Annotated in this window: 12 protein-coding genes; 1 reads left to right on the top strand and 11 read right to left on the bottom strand. The window is 64.0% G+C overall.

Annotated features, from left to right (window positions below; genetic code table 11):
* Positions 1-191: 191 nt before the first annotated feature.
* From buk to BMX94_RS05505, 6 genes are all read right to left on the bottom strand, one after another.
* The gene (gene buk, locus BMX94_RS05530) at positions 192-1307 is read right to left on the bottom strand and encodes a butyrate kinase (RefSeq protein WP_091004588.1); all 1116 of its coding nucleotides are present in this window, start codon (positions 1305-1307) and stop codon (positions 192-194) included.
* 2 nt (positions 1308-1309) lie between these two features.
* On the bottom strand, positions 1310-2317 hold the full coding sequence (locus BMX94_RS05525; RefSeq protein ID WP_091004587.1) for a phosphate acyltransferase: 1008 nt from the start codon (positions 2315-2317) through the stop codon (positions 1310-1312).
* A gap of 88 nt (positions 2318-2405) precedes the next feature.
* The gene (locus BMX94_RS05520) at positions 2406-2645 is read right to left on the bottom strand and encodes an acyl carrier protein (RefSeq protein ID WP_091004585.1); all 240 of its coding nucleotides are present in this window, start codon (positions 2643-2645) and stop codon (positions 2406-2408) included.
* 55 nt (positions 2646-2700) lie between these two features.
* On the bottom strand, positions 2701-3168 hold the full coding sequence (locus BMX94_RS05515) for a Zn-ribbon domain-containing OB-fold protein (protein ID WP_091004583.1): 468 nt from the start codon (positions 3166-3168) through the stop codon (positions 2701-2703).
* Positions 3169-3206: 38 nt separating this feature from the next.
* Positions 3207-4502, bottom strand: coding sequence for a thiolase family protein (locus BMX94_RS05510; protein WP_286160037.1), 1296 nt, complete (start codon positions 4500-4502; stop codon positions 3207-3209).
* 285 nt (positions 4503-4787) lie between these two features.
* The gene (locus BMX94_RS05505) at positions 4788-5408 is read right to left on the bottom strand and encodes a TetR/AcrR family transcriptional regulator (protein WP_091004581.1); all 621 of its coding nucleotides are present in this window, start codon (positions 5406-5408) and stop codon (positions 4788-4790) included.
* Positions 5409-5558: 150 nt separating this feature from the next.
* On the opposite strand from BMX94_RS05505, the gene BMX94_RS05500 reads away from it, so the two are divergent.
* Entirely contained in the window at positions 5559-7172 is a 1614-nt protein-coding gene (locus BMX94_RS05500; RefSeq protein WP_177171341.1) for a PucR family transcriptional regulator, read from the top strand.
* Between the two features lie 59 nt (positions 7173-7231).
* Here the strand turns inward: BMX94_RS05500 and BMX94_RS05495 are convergent, their stop codons facing one another.
* The 5 genes from BMX94_RS05495 to leuS form a co-directional block, all read right to left on the bottom strand.
* Positions 7232-8194, bottom strand: a complete 963-nt coding sequence (locus tag BMX94_RS05495; RefSeq protein WP_091004577.1) for a flavodoxin family protein — start codon at positions 8192-8194, stop codon at positions 7232-7234.
* A gap of 241 nt (positions 8195-8435) precedes the next feature.
* A complete protein-coding gene (locus tag BMX94_RS05490) occupies positions 8436-10355 on the bottom strand; it encodes a CocE/NonD family hydrolase (RefSeq protein WP_091004575.1) in 1920 nt (639 codons plus the stop codon).
* 10 nt (positions 10356-10365) lie between these two features.
* Positions 10366-10614 carry an acyl carrier protein gene (locus BMX94_RS05485; protein ID WP_059055526.1) on the bottom strand — a complete coding sequence of 83 codons (249 nt, stop codon included), beginning with the start codon at positions 10612-10614 and terminating at the stop codon, positions 10366-10368.
* Between the two features lie 161 nt (positions 10615-10775).
* Complete coding sequence (locus BMX94_RS05480; protein WP_177171340.1) at positions 10776-11417, bottom strand: 4'-phosphopantetheinyl transferase superfamily protein; 642 nt, start codon at positions 11415-11417, stop codon at positions 10776-10778.
* Positions 11418-11529: 112 nt separating this feature from the next.
* The gene (leuS, locus tag BMX94_RS05475) at positions 11530-14094 is read right to left on the bottom strand and encodes a leucine--tRNA ligase (protein WP_091004571.1); all 2565 of its coding nucleotides are present in this window, start codon (positions 14092-14094) and stop codon (positions 11530-11532) included.
* Positions 14095-14580: the final 486 nt, after the last annotated feature.

The raw sequence follows: 14580 nt of genomic DNA, 5'->3' as shown, positions 1-14580 counted from the left end.
ACGCTGGGCATATGCCCAAAGGTACAAAATGCGGCGCACGAGGCATTCCCGCGCGCCGCCCGATGCCCTTTATGCTATTAGGAGGACCCCCAGCGTCCTATGGCTCTTAGCACAAGCTTTCGTCGATATGTGACGACTTTATGTGCTATCGCACGAAGCGAGAAGACCCCCGTCAAGACAGACTCGCATCCCTACTCGAAGCACGCAAAGCCCGAGAAGACCGGGCGTCCGGTATAGTGCCTTACCTCTTCCTTGCCGGAGAGGGCGCGGACAGCGCCCGCCGCCATGGCCTCCAGCTCGAACTCGCCCGGGTATGCCGTAACGGGGGCAATCCAGCCGCAACCCTCCCGGATGTAGTCAACGAGCCCCTGGTTGTGCACCATGCCGCCGCCAAGAAGGATGCCGTCCACATGACCGTGGAGCACGCCTGCCATCGAGGCGATGTACTTCACGATCTGGTACTCCATGGCACTCCAGGCACGTGACGCTGCCTCGTCGCCGGCCTCCGCGCGACGGCACACCTCAAGGGCGTCGGAGGTGCCCAGGAGGTCGGCAAAGCCGCCGCTGCGCTGGCACAGTCTCCTCGTGGTGTTGATCCCGTGCTCCTCGAGGTAGGCAAACGCTTCGATCACCGGAACCGCGCCGCAGCGCGTGGGGGTCATGGGACCCTCACCGCCCACGATGTCGTAGCCGTCAATCATGCGCCCGTGCTTGTGCGCGGAGATGGAGATTCCTCCCCCAATGTGGCACACGATGAAGTCGCAGTCCTCGTAGCGCTTTCCAAGCGTTGCGGCATGCCGGATGGCCGTCTCCTTGAGGTTGAGCGCGTGAAGGTGGACGTTGCGGTAGACGCCCCTGATGCCCGTCATGCGCGCATCGTCGCAGAGCTCGTCGGTGTCGGGCGGGTTCACCACAAAGGCAGGCTTGTTGCCCGAGAAGCGCGCGAACTCGTGGGCGAGCTGGCTTCCCAGCTGGGCGGGGTGCTGCACCCCGTTGGCTCCGATCCGCGCGTCGTGGAGGAGCTTCTCCTCAATCTGATAGACGCCGCCCTCGCAGGGCATGAGCCCTCCGCCGCGGCCGACGAACGCGTCCATCCCCGCAAGGTCGACCTTGTTCTGGTCGAGAATGTCGAGGATCATGTCGCGTCGGTACGGCAGCTGGGCCGAGACGTCACCGATCTCCTTGAGCTTCTGCGCGTCGTGGGCGACGTTTGCCGAGAAGACACAGGCATCGCCCTCGAAGAGACCCACCTTGGTCGAGGTGGACCCGGGATTGATGACCAAGATACGGTAGTTCTTCTCAGCCATGGCTACTCCCCCTCCAGGCACTGCGAGCGAACGCAGGACATCACGACGTTGCCCACGATCTCGGACACGGGGGCACTCCTCGAGCAGTCGCAGACGATCTTCTTGAAGCCCTGGAGCATGGGACCATACGCGTCTGCGTGGCCGAACATCTGCACGAGCTTCACGCCCACGTTGCCCACGTTGAGGTCTGGCCAGATGATGACGTTCGCCCTGCCGGCAACGTCGCTCTCGCGATGGACCTTGTGGGCGGCGACCTCCGGGCGCAGGGCGGCGTCGAGCTGGAACTCGCCGTCGATCTTGAGGTCAGGGCGGCGCTCGCGGGCGATGTCGCGGGCGTCGCGCACCTTCTGGACCATCTCGCCCGCTCCGGAGCCGTCGGTCGAGAAGGAGAGCAGCGCGCAGCGCGCCTCTCGGCCGGTGAGGGCGCTCCAGGTGTCACAGGCGGAGATGGCGATGGACGCCTCCTGCTCGGGCGTGGGGTTCTGGCACACCGCAGAGTCGCCAAAACCCAGAAGCTGGCCATCCGAGCCCTGGTATCCGGGGATGTCGAAGATGCCCATGGACGAGACGGTGTCGATGCCGTCCGCGAGGCCGATGATCTCCTGGCCTCCCAGGATGACGTCGCCGGTGGGGCAGTCGATGCCGCCAAAGGTGATGTCCACGTCGCCGAGCGCCTGCATCATGAGGGCGCGCTCCATGGGACGCGTCACGCGGCGACGCACGCCCTTTGCCCTCCAGCGGCAGCTGGGAAGCACCTCGAAGCGCTGGGCTATGGCCTCGTTGGCCTCCTCGTCGGCAAGGTCGACAAGCTCCACGCCCGCAAGGCTCACGCCCTGCTCGTCAGCGTTTTTCCTGATCGCCTCGGCATCGCCAACCACGGTGCACGTGGCAAGGCCCTCTGCGGTGAGCTCCGCCACCGCCTTGATCATGGTGGGGTTCTCGCCCTCGAAGAAGGCAACGCGCTGGACGTCTGCCTTGGCGCGTTCGCGCATGGCATCCATGAGGTTCATGTGTCTCTCCCGTAAGTAGAGAGGGGCGGCCCCAGAAGGAGCCGCCCCGGGGTTTCCTGGCAGTGCTGCGTGCGAGAAGCGCTGGGTGCTACTCCTCGACCTCCTCGGCAACACGGTCGACGAGCTCGCCGAAGGTCTTCATGTTCATGATCTCGGAGACGGTGACCTCGGCGTCGAGCTCGTTCTCGATCATCGAGGTGAGGGCGATCATCTTCATGGAACCCTTGCCCAGCTCGTCGAAGGTGGTGTCGGGCGTGATGTCGACGTCGGTCTTGTAGGCCTCCTTGGCGAGGCCAGCGAGAGTTGCGAGAAGTTCGTTCCTGTCCATGGTTGTTTCCTTTCGATTTGTTGTGTGTTTGATGCGCGGTACTGCCCTGGGGGCCTTACTGCGCAACCTCGTCCAGCTCGAAGCAGGGCTCCCACCACTCGACCATCACGTCCGAGCCCTCCTTCTCGGGCACGAGGCGCTTGATGGGCTTGAAGTGGACCCCTATGGTCTCGTGGTTCTTGTAGAGACGCTCCTGCAGGCCCTTGACGACCTTCTTCTTGCCGCAGAAGACCACGAACGAGTACTCCACGCCCTCGTCGAGCTTCACCTTGCCGTAGCCGTAGGGCTCAATCTCCTTGAGGTAGGGCTTGTCGTTCTGGATGCCGGGCACCACGAAGGACTCGAGGGTGCCGTGGCCGGAGAGCTCGACCCACTCGGTCTTGTGGTAGCCACAGGCGTTGCAGCCCAGGTGCGGCGGGAACTCGATGGCACCGCACTCGGCGCACTTGCGGCCAAGGAGCTTCCCCTCGGCAACGCCGTCGTAGAACCTCTTGACGATTGGCTCCATGTCTTCAAGAAGCATCGTGTACCTCCTCTTGGTTGCTTGGCGTGCGCCGAGCGCTAGTCGTGGGTGCGAAGGATCTGGCAGCGGATGTTCTGGCCACCGCCAAAGCCGCGCAGGAACGTGGTCTGGGGGACCTTGGGCATCTGCGTGGCGCCGGCCTCCCCGCGCATCTGCTTGACGGCCTCGACGACGTCCGCAACGCCGGAGGCGCCATGTGCGTGACCAAAGTTGCAGCGGCCACCATGCGTGTTGATGGGCTTGTCGCCATCGAAGCCCATGCGGCCGTCGATGGCGTACTGCCACGCCTCGCCGCGCGGGATGTAGCCAACCTCCTCGGCCGCCACGATGTCGCCTGCCAGGAAGAAGTCGTTCACAAAGAGAAGGTCGAGTTCGTCGGGGCTCACGCCCGTGAGCTCGTAGACCTGCTCGGCACCAGCCTTCGTGCCGTTGTACTCGTTGTCCGGCGTGGCTCCCTCGAAGGCGGCGGCACCGGTACCCAGGACGTCAATCACCTTGTGGTCGAGTCCGCGCGCGACAGCCATGTCAGTGGGCATGACCACCAGGGCGGCGGCGCCGTCGCACTTGATCTCGAAGCCGGTCACGCGCAGGTACTGCGTGACCTTGGGGTTGCCAAAGCTCTTGAGGTAGGCGTCGGCGTCAGGAAGGTCGTTCTCCTTGGCCAGTTCGTCGAAGGTCTTTGTCGAGAAGGCCAGGGGGTTGAGCACGGCATCGCGCCTCAGGGACTTGGACACGCCGTTGAGGGCGTCGTCGATCTGCTCCGCCGAGAGGTCGTACTCCCAGCGGTACTTGTTGATCCAGTTGTCGAACGAGATGCCAAACGCGGAGTCAAACGGGCGGCCGTAGGCGCGGTCGTAGACCTTGGGGATCGAGGGCAGCATCTCGGAGAGCGGGAAGTCGCGGCGGAAGCAGCCTGGCGCGTCGACCACCGGAAGGGACGCCGCAAGGTCGACGGCACCCGAGAGCACCACGTCGTAGGTGCCCGAGGCAACCGCCTGCACGGCCTCCTGCAGGGCGACGTAGCCCGTGCAGCACGCCTCAGAGTGGTGAACCGAGCCAATGCCGCGGACGCCAAACCAATCAGCGACCTGCATGTTGGGCGTGAGCGAGTCGCCAATCATGAAGGGGTTGGCGGCGCCGTGGTAGAAGTACTGGATGTCGCGCGGCTCGAGACCCGCGTCCTGGATGGCCTCCAGCGCGGCATAGCCAAAGGCATCGCCCTCGCTCATGCCCTTCGTCTGGGGATGGTCCTCGAAGTTCTTGAAGGGAGTGCAGCCCACGCCCACGATGGACACGCTGCGCGCCTGCTTGCCAAGCTTGACCAAGACGATCACTCCTTTGCTCGTGTGTGCAGAGCTCTCACTGCGTACGAGCACAGGATATGGGGCACGCAGCCTGCTAGACGGGACATAACCACACACCATGTCCCGCAATGTGGGACACAGACGAGGTATATGTTTCTTTTCGCAGGAAAAGGCCAGTTGTTTGCGATGTCCAAAGAACGGAATGCCATAGGTGCGCACTTTTGGGCGTGCGCATAAACGCGCTGGTAGATGGGTTGTTCGAGCTACGCTATCTCCCGGGGACCAAGAGCGCGCCAGACCCCCGGCAAGCGGCCCCTACAAGCGGGCGAACGGGTCTTCGGGAAGCTCGAGCGCGGTCTTCTCGTCGATAAAGAGCGGCGAGTAGTACATGCGGTTGAGCATGGCGGCGACCTCGGTGGGCGGGATCTCCGGACGCTTCTCGAGCCAGTACTGGATGAGGTTGTTGTGGCCAGCTATCACAAACGAGAGGTACAGGTCGCGATGGAGCTCGGAGCCGCCAACCCCCTGCAGGCGAATGCGAAAGTACTCGTGCATGAGCATGGTCGCCCTATGCTGAAAGACGGGATCGCCGTGGTCGCTGTTGAGCGCCACGATCTTGTCGCGGTTCTTGCGAAGCACCTCCATACGGGCAACCATCGAATGCGTGGGCTTAAGCTCGGCCTTGTCGAACTGCACCCCCAGCGCCGTGTTGTTGATCGTCCGCATGGTGTCGAGAAGACCTGCCTCGAACTGCTTCACCACGTCCTCGACGCCATCGAAGTGCCGGTAGAAGGTCGAGCGCGAGACACCAGCCAGACGCACCACGTCAGCCACCTTGATGTCGGGGATGTCGGTTGACTCCATGAGGCAGAAGACTGCCTCCTCGATTCTCTCCTCGACGCTTTTCCTGGCTTTCCTCTCAGTGCCCCGCTTCACCCGCGCACCTCCCGAATGCTACCGCTTCCTGCGCATATGCTGAACTATAAACGATGGTGGCCCTGCCGCCCGCCCGCGCGAGACCAACGTGCGAGACGACATTCCCCTATTATTTTGTGTACTTGCACATACGACAAGAAGGACCTAGCCGTGGAACTCAAAGAGCTGCTCAAGCGCCTGCCCGAGGGATCCGTTGCCCTGAGGAAGCTCCGTGACCCAGAGGTCAACATCGACAACATCTGCTTCCTCACCCCCTCAACGAGGCGCACCCACCCCAATGTCCTGTATTTCTCGGACGACGTGCACCTGCCCGAGACGCCTCCCGCAGACATCCTCAACGTCGTCCTCTTTGGGTGTCAGGAGGTACCTGCGACGTATCTCGAGAGCCCCTCCTCCAACGTGGTGTTGCTCCACCTGGAGTTCAACCCCTTCTCCTGCTACAACGACGTCCAGGGATTCTTCCTCGAGGACATCCAGGTGACGGACATCGTTCGTCGCATGCTCACCGCCCACTTCACAAACAACGGCCTCCAGTACCTCATCGAGGAGGCGTCGCGCGCCCTGGGCAACCCCATTGTCGTTGTGGACAGCGCCTACCACTACGTGGCACGCCACGTGGAAGGCAGACTCGACCCAACCAACCGCATCAACAAAGTGCTTGAGCAGGAGTTTCACTACGAGTCTATCCTCGAGGACGGCGTTGCCTTCATCGAGCACGAACGGATCACCGAGCGCTGTGCGCAGTCTGCCCGGCCCATCGTGGTGTACAACGAGGTCCTTGGGGCAAACACCATGGTCACGCCCTCGGTGGTGCACGGGGTGACCATCGCCCACACCATGATGATCGAGCGCGACCATCCCTTCGGCGAGGTGGACGTGGAGTGCATGGCCCGTCTGGGGCGCTTCGTCGCCCAGGAGATGCAAAAGACCAACCTCTATGTTGCGAGCCGCGGGCAGATGGACTCCTACTTCCTGGTAAGCCTCCTCAACGACGAGCAGCCCAGCCATGCCGTAACCGCGCGGCGCCTGAGCGTGCTGGACTTTCGTCCCCTCCCCGCGCTCTACGTGGCAGTCTTCGACCCCAACCACGCAGACGTCGCCCCGCATGACCTCGAGTCCATTGCCATGCAGCTCACCGGCTGCCTCCAGAACAGCATCTACGCCACGTATGAGAAGGCGCTCGTGGTGCTCTTCTCTCGCGAGAAGGACGCCGGCCTAGGGACCTACACCGAGGAGCTTCTCCACAAGGTCGCCGACGTGAACGACCTCTCGGTGGGCGTGAGCAACGCCTTCGAGGACCTCACGCACATCCAGAGCCACTACGAGCAGGCACGCGCCGCCATCAGGGCGGGTCGCATGGTCTCGGTCTTTCTCGAGGACGGCCAGGTCTACCACTACTGCGACTATGCCTACGTGCAGATGCTCGACCTCACCAACGCGCAGTACAACCTGCTCAACTTTGTGCACCCCTCGCTCATGCGACTGGCACGCTACGACCGCGAGCACGGAACCGAGCTCATGGACACGCTCTTCATCTACCTGCAGAACGCCTGCAACACCCAGCGCTCGGCGAAGATGCTCAACCTCCACAAGAACACGCTGCTCTACCGCATGGGCCGCATCCGCGAGATTCTTGGGTGCAACCTCTCCTCGGGCGAGGACCAGTTCATGATCCAGCTGTCCTACCGCATCCTCTTCTTCCTCGACCTCTTCACGTCGCGCATCAGCACCACACGCGCGGATTTTAGGACCGAAGGGGACTAAAGAACAGCGCCGGACGCAGCACCTGCGCCCGGCGCGGACTCTCGTGCGAAAGAGGCCTGCTACACGGTGGGGAAGCTCAGCTTGCGGAAGTGCTCGGCCTGGTCGACCACGGATTCTTTCTTCTGCATGAACTCGATGCGGGTCTTGATGATCTCGTTCAGGTGCTCGGCGCGGGCCTTGTCGTCGTTGCGGTCGCGCATCAGGCCGTTCTCGGCAATCTTGAGCTTGGGCTTGCCGGTCTTCTCGTCCACCACGAGGTCGCCGCCGGCACCGCACACGGCGCACTCCCACGGGAACTCGACGCCGTCCCAGTGCTTGTCACCGGGGTAGACCAGGCTCGAGTGGCAGTTGGGGCACACGCCGTCATCCGGGTCGCCCAGCCAGGTGCGCTGGTCAAACGGGGTCTCCATGGCCTCCCAGATGTGCTCGCCCATCTCGCGGCAGCGCTCGACCTGCTCGGGGAAGATGAGCATCGAGCCGGGACGCGCGGAGCGCTGGATCATGTAGCGGTCGACGACCTGCAGCGACATGGTGAACATGGTGGCCTGCAGGCTCTCGAGCGCGAGCGGCTGCCAGTCGTGCATGGAGCCGCCAACGGCAATGAGGCCGGCGACGGTGTGCGGGTTCTCCTTCACGACGCCGATCTGCAGCAGGAACGAGAGCTCGTAGGCAAGGAAGCGCTGGGCAAAGCGGGTGTAGAGCGAGCTGGGCATGAGGTCGTAGGTGGGGACGGCGATAAGGACGCCGTTGCAGGTGTGCATCTCGGCAATCAGGCGGTCGACGTCGTCCTTGTCCTTGAGGACGCAGCCCTTGTACTCCTTGGTGGGGTCCTGCGCGATGGCACCCATTTGCATGGTGCAGCCCTCGCAGCCGGTGCAGGGCAGAATGTCGTAGTCGAACAGATTGATGAGCTCGCAGTCCGCGCCCTTGTCGCGCAGGACCTCGAGCGCCGCCTTGAGCGCGATCTCGCTGTTGCCGCCATGCATACCGGCGCAGATGCCCATTACCTTGTGCTGTGCCATGAAAGACCCCTCTCCTGGGATGTGGGATGCTTGGTGCGCAGCGCCGGCCCCTGCCGGTCCGCGCATGCCTCCCTGATGGTAGGCGGCGGGGTTCTCGCGGTATTCGTCTGACGAGACGAAACTGCGTCCGGGGTTGGGAGATGGGTTGTGCGAACGCACGGTGTCGGGTTGGAGCCCCACGGAAAGGGGCTCCCCGGCAACATGCCGGAGAGCCCCCGAGCCAGAGCTTGGCCTATATCGCCTAGCGATGGATGTACTCCCCCGCCTGGTACCTCGGCGGCACCACGGGCACCTCGATCCAGGACTCCCACTCGCCACCGGTATGGATGTTGTGGGTGCCGTGGTTCTCGGTATCCCAGGAGAGCGGCTCGAACCAGCCGTCGCGGATGTAGCGGCCAGAAATCTGCACGCGGAAGCGCTCGCCCTTGTGGTACACGCGGGCCGTAGGAACGATCGCGATGTCCACGGCACGGACCTCGCCCTCGGCCAGCTTGTTGGTGTCGGTCATCGTGTAGACCGGGGTGTGGGCCTTGGTGAGGCCGGTGTCCACGGTTGCACGAGAGACGCGGCACTTGCCCCACGCGCCGGGGTGCGGCTCGTCGAGCGTGAGCCAGGGCACCCAGTTGCCCTCGGCGTCGGCCTTCTGGACGTTCACGAAGAGGTCCATGTCGTCGAAGCCGTCGCACGAGACAAAGAGGTGCAGGTTCATGTAGCCCGTGATCTCGACGTCCTCCGGGAGCGTGAGGTCAAAGTCGAGCTCCTCGTCCTCCGGGTTGTAGCTGGCCTTGGCCTGCGTGGCCACCGGCTCGGTCGAGAGCGAGAAGCAGGAGCTCTTGTGGTCGAGCTCGGCGCACTCCTTGGGCGCGGACGCGTCGAGGTAGAGCTTCTTGTACTGCGTGCGCTTGATGGGCCACGCCTTCTCGGGACGCTGCTCCTGATAGTCGACGTCGTAGCCGTCCATGATGTCAAGACGGACGCGCGGCGTCATCTCCCAGCCGTTGTGGATCTCCTTGAGGTAGCGGTCGTAGTAGCGCAGCAGGTCCTCGAGGTTCTCGGGGTTGTAGGTGTCGGGCCACTCAAAGTCCCTGTGGGCACGCATCCACTTGAGGTGGCTGCGGCAGCGCCTCCAGGCGTTGAACGAGCCCGGCAGGTGGAAGTGCGACCAGCCGGCGGTCTGGTAGACGGGGATCTTGACCTTGCGCACGTCGGCACGCTTGTCGTTCCAGTAGGCGTTCATGTCGGGGTACATCTTGGCCATGGCGACCTGGTCGTCCACACCGTTGGGGCCCGTCACCTGCGCTGCGATGAACTTGTTGAACGAGAGGGCCGGGACGCCGCCCTCGAAGAAGCTCTCGCGGTAGAGGTCGGTCGTGCACTCCCACGGGGCAATGCAGACCAGGTGCGGAGGGCAGGTGGCCGCAATGCCCCACTGGTGCATGGCGACGCCGGAGTTGCCCGACATGCCGACCTTGCCGTTGGACCAGGGCTGGGCCGCGACCCACTCGACGAAGTCGTAGCCGTCCTCGCGGTCCTGGTGCGTGAACATGTGGACGGAGCCCTCGGAGTGGCCGGCACCGCGCACGTCCACGTTGGCCACGGCGTAGCCCTTGTAGCACCAGTAGAGCGGGTCGGGGGACTCGAACTTGGCGCACTTCGAGACCGTCGCGGGGGGCACGCCCATGATCTGCCACTCGCTCATGCCGTCGCCCGGGCGCTTGCCAAACCAGGACCAGGAGACGATCGTGGGATAGCGGCCGTCGCCCTCAGGCCTGTAGATGTCGCAGTAGATCTTGGTGCCGTCGCGCATGACCACTTCCTGGTCCTGCATGCACACGACGCCGTCCGCGGCCTGGTAGGTGTGGGGGTTGAAGGGCGGGCAGAAGCCCTGGCCCATGCGGGCCATGGGGTCGTCGCTCGCGGAGAGGTCGACCTCGGCCTGGTTGTCGTTGGGCTGGCGCGCAACGCGGTAGGCCGCCATGACCTCGTCCTCGCCAAAGGCCTCGCGGTGGAGGAAGATGTAGCCCTCAGTGTCGGGGTCCCAGTAGATGGGGCACTCGTCCTCGTCGAAGCTCGCGCACTCGCCCGTCATCTGGATGAGGTCGTGGAGCTTCTTGTCAGTGACAGGAACCCAGTCCTCGGGAATCCTAGGCTCAAGAAACATCTGCCGCCCCCTACTGGTCCAGGAGGTCGCAGACAAAGTCCGTGGCCTCGCCAAACGTTGCGCAGCGACGGAACTTCATGTACGGAACCTCAATGTCCAGCTCGTCCTCGAGGTAGGTCGTGATCTGCGAGACCTGCACCGACTTGATGCCGAGGTCTGCGAACTTGGTGTCCTCCGTGAACTCGGAGGGGTCCTTACCAAAGAGCTGGCTGGCTCGAGTGGTGAGCGCGTCCCAAACTTCCTGACGATCCTGGTCCATGTCTGCCCCTTTCGCGGCGTCAATAAAGCTTCTGACGCATATGAGTTTGGGGCCAGACGGCTGGCCGGACAATGTAAGTGGATTCAAATTGGGGCTGCCGGGCTAAGGGCGCATTGTGCAGCAGTGCAAAGGAACGCTGAGAGGTGCTGGGCTGCCTTTTACTATCGCCCGGTTTTCTCGCCGCCGAGAAGGGCCATGGCATCGCGCATGCAAACCCGATGGACGCAAATCGCCGGCTCCTCTCGCATGGCACAGGTCACCGCATGACCATCGACCAGCACATACGCGGTCTTCCAGCCGGCAGGCAGATGCCCGCCGCGCACGTCGAAGGCAAAGCCGCGGCCATCGGCCTTGAGCACGGCCTCCACGTGCGTCCACGCGAGCGCGAACGACAGCGCCGGGTCTGGCGCACTCTCAACCCGCTCGATGTGCTCGGCAGAGAGCACACCACGCAGGGCGTCCCGCTGGAGGCTGCCGTACTGGGCGGGCACCTCCTCAACGTCCACGCCAACCACGCCGTCAGCCACCGCAAGGATGGTCATAGCGTCGTCGTGCGAAAGCCCAATGTGTGGGGAGCCCGCAGCCAGTTCCGGCTTGCCCTCGGGCCCCAAGGAAAGCTGCTCGTCTGTGCGCACGTCGAGGACGCTCGCCAGGAGGAGTCCCGCGGCGAACTCGCCCAACCGCGTGGGCTCGGGTGCCTTCGTCGCAGCCTTCTCACGATAGCGCGGACAAACGAGCCCCAGGTGAGAGGCCCAGTCTACGGGGGCGGCCTCGAGCGTCATGATGTGTAGGTCAACGTGCATGCGCATACTCCGCGTGAGGCATCGAACAAGAAGGCGGGCCCAGCGCCTGGCGCCGGACCCGCCGTGACACCTGCCAGCCAGTGCCGACAGGGCACCGCACGGCGCTTCTCGCCTAGATGGCGACGATGTTCACCAGGCGCCCGGGCACCACGACAACCTTCTTCACCGTCTTGCCGGCGATCTGCTCGGCCACCGCCTCGCGGGCCGCTGCCTCGAGCTCCTCCTTGGAGGCGTCCGCGGCCACCTTGATGCGGGCACGAACCTTGCCCTTGACCTGCACCGCGATCTCGACCATGTCGCTCTTGGCCTGCTCGGCGTCAAACTCGGGCCAGGGCTCGTTGTAGACGGAGCCGGAAAGCCCCAGCGCCTCGTGGAAGAGCTCCTCGGACCAGTGCGGGCAGATGGGGGCGAGCATGGTCACGATGTCGTGGGCCACGCGCCACGCGAGGGCGGCGTCACGCTTGTCCTCGGGAACGTCGTTCACGTACTTGGAGGCGGCGTTCACGAGCTCCATCGAGGCGGAGATGGCCGTGTTGAACTGGCCGCGGTCGAAGTCGTTCGTGCACTTGATGCCCAGCTCGTGGAGGGCGCGGTTGAGCTCCGCGCTGGCACCGGAGAGCTTTGCGGCATCGACCTCCCCCCTCTTGGCACCGTGCGAGAGCAGCCACACCACGCGCCAGGCGCGCTTGATGAAGCGGTTGGCGCCCGCGACAGCCTCGGGGTCCCAGTCGAAGTCCTTCTCGGGCGGAGCCACGAAGAGGATGGCCAGGCGCATGGTGTCCGCGCCGTAGGGATCAATCACGCTGGAGGGCGGGACCACGTTGCCCTTGGACTTGGACATGGTGTCGCCGTTCTCGTCCTTGACCATGCCCTGGCAGAGCAGGTTGGTGAAGGGCTCGTCCTCGTCGACCATGCCCATGTCGCGCAGGACCTTGGTCCAGAAGCGCGAGTAGAGCAGGTGGAGAATTGCGTGCTCGATGCCGCCGATGTAGTTGTCGACGGGCATCCAGCGGTCCACCGCCTCCTTGGAGAAGGGGGACTTGTCGTTGTGGGGGTCGGTGTAGCGCAGGTAGTACCAGCTGGAGCACGTGAAGGTGTCCATGGTGTCGGTGATGCGCTTGGCCGGCTTGCCGCACTTGGGGCAGGTGGTCTCGTAGAACTCGGGGCACTCGGCGAGCGTCTCGCCGGCGCCGAGGTCGAGGTTGTCAGGCAGGCGCACCGGGAGCTGATCCTCGGGCACGGGCACGTCGCCGCAGCAGTCGCAGTGGACCATGGGGATGGGGTTGCCCCAGTAGCGCTGGCGGCTGATGAGCCAGTCGCGCAGGCGGAACTGCACCTTGGTACGACCGCAGCCGTGCTCTTCGAGCCAGGCGACGATGGCGTCCACCGCCTCGGAGTGCTTGCCGCCCTTCATGCCCGTGAACTGACCGGACTGGACGAGGTAGCCCTCGGCCGCCATGGCCTGGTCCCAGTCGACGTTGGTCACGCGCAGCTCGCGCTCGTCCTTGAGCTCGTCGTAGAGGGGGTCCTCCTTCTGACAGATGATGGGCGGGATGGGCAGACCGTACTTGCGGGCGAAGTCAAAGTCGCGCTGGTCGCCGCAGGGGACGCCCATGACGGCACCGGTGCCGTAGTCGAGAAGGACGTAGTCGGCAACCCACAGCGGGGCGGGCTTGCCGGTCACGGGGTTGATCACGTAGCGGCCGGTGAAGACGCCGTGCTTCTCGCGCGCGGAGCCCTGGCGGTCGACCGAGGAGACCTTCTCGGTGGCCTCCTTGAGACGCAGGTAGTCGGCCTCGTACTGGGTGCCCTTGACGAGCTCGGCGGCAAGGTCGCTCTCGGGCGGGAGCACCATGAACGAGACGCCGAAGATGGTGTCGGCGCGCGTGGTGAAGACGGAAATGGTGCGGTCGGTGGGCGTCACCCCGTCCTCGGCGGCCAGCTTGAAGTCAATTTCGGCGCCCTCGGAGCGGCCGATCCAGTTGCGCTGCTGGGCCTTTACGTTCTCGGGCCAGCCGGTGAGCTTATCGAGGTCGTCAAGGAGCTCCTGAGCATAGTCGGTAATCTTGAGGTACCACTGGGAGAGCTCGCGCTTCTCGGGGATGGAGCCGCAGCGCCAGCAGCGACCCTCCACGACCTGCTCGTTGGCGAGGACGGTCTTGCAGGTGGGGCACCAGTTGACGGGGCTGGTGGCGCGATACGCCAGGCCGCGCTTCCACATCTCGATGAACATCCACTGGCCCCACTTGTAGTACTCGGGGTCGCAGGTGTTGAACATGCGGTCGTAGTCGTACGAGAAGCCCATGCGCTTCATGGTCTTGACAGCCTGCGCGATGTTCTGGTACGTCCACTTGGCCGCCTGGGTGTGGTGCTTGATGGCGGCGTTCTCGGCGGGGAGGCCAAAGGCGTCGAAGCCCATGGGGTGCAGCACGTCGTAGCCGCGCATGCGGGCCTGGCGCGCCATGGCGTCTCCGATGGTGTAGTTGCGCGCGTGGCCCATGTGAAGGTCGCCCGAAGGGTACGGGAACATCTCAAGGACGTACTTCTTGGGCTTGGAGGGGTCCTCGTCGGTCTTGTAGAGCTCCTCGTCCTCCCAGGTCTTCTGCCACTTGGTTTCTATGGCCTGCGCGTCGTAGGCAGGCACCTCGAAGTCATTCTGTTGAGTGCTGTCGCACATGTGAAGCCCCTTCTCGCTCCTTTGCATAGCCTGTCGATTCTAGCAGGTATCCCCCAACGTGGCAGGGATGTGGAACCTGCTTGACACACTGGGCAGGGGGCGGTCCCGTGGCGGTAGCGGTCCCGTGGCGGCGGTCCCGTGGCGGCACCGAACCCGCAGCCCGTGCCCTTCTCGGCGGCGGCCCTATGCCCTCGGTGCCTCTCTCCGCGGAAAATAGCTCATTTAATATCTGCGCCGCGTTTCCGCAGGTAATCTATACCAGTTTAAAGAGAATGAGCCAAACTCCGCGACCGGTCACTGTGTCGGGCGTCATTCCAGGCGTTGGTCTTCTCTCGCACTTGTTATTGCACGTTATTTCTCGCAAGAAGTACATTTTCCCTGTTGACGTATTTTTTCTCAGGAATATCGCGCAATAAATCGAGCGAAGAAACCCTCGCGCCCCAAGAGGAGGCCCCAGGAGAGCCGAGATGCACGCCGCCCGCCCTG

It is taken from the genome of Olsenella sp. KH3B4, from assembly GCA_900111695.1.
GTDB lineage: Bacteria > Actinomycetota > Coriobacteriia > Coriobacteriales > Atopobiaceae > Tractidigestivibacter.
The sequence above is the reverse complement of the archived record's forward strand: the minus strand, read 5'-3'. Positions and strand labels throughout refer to the sequence as shown.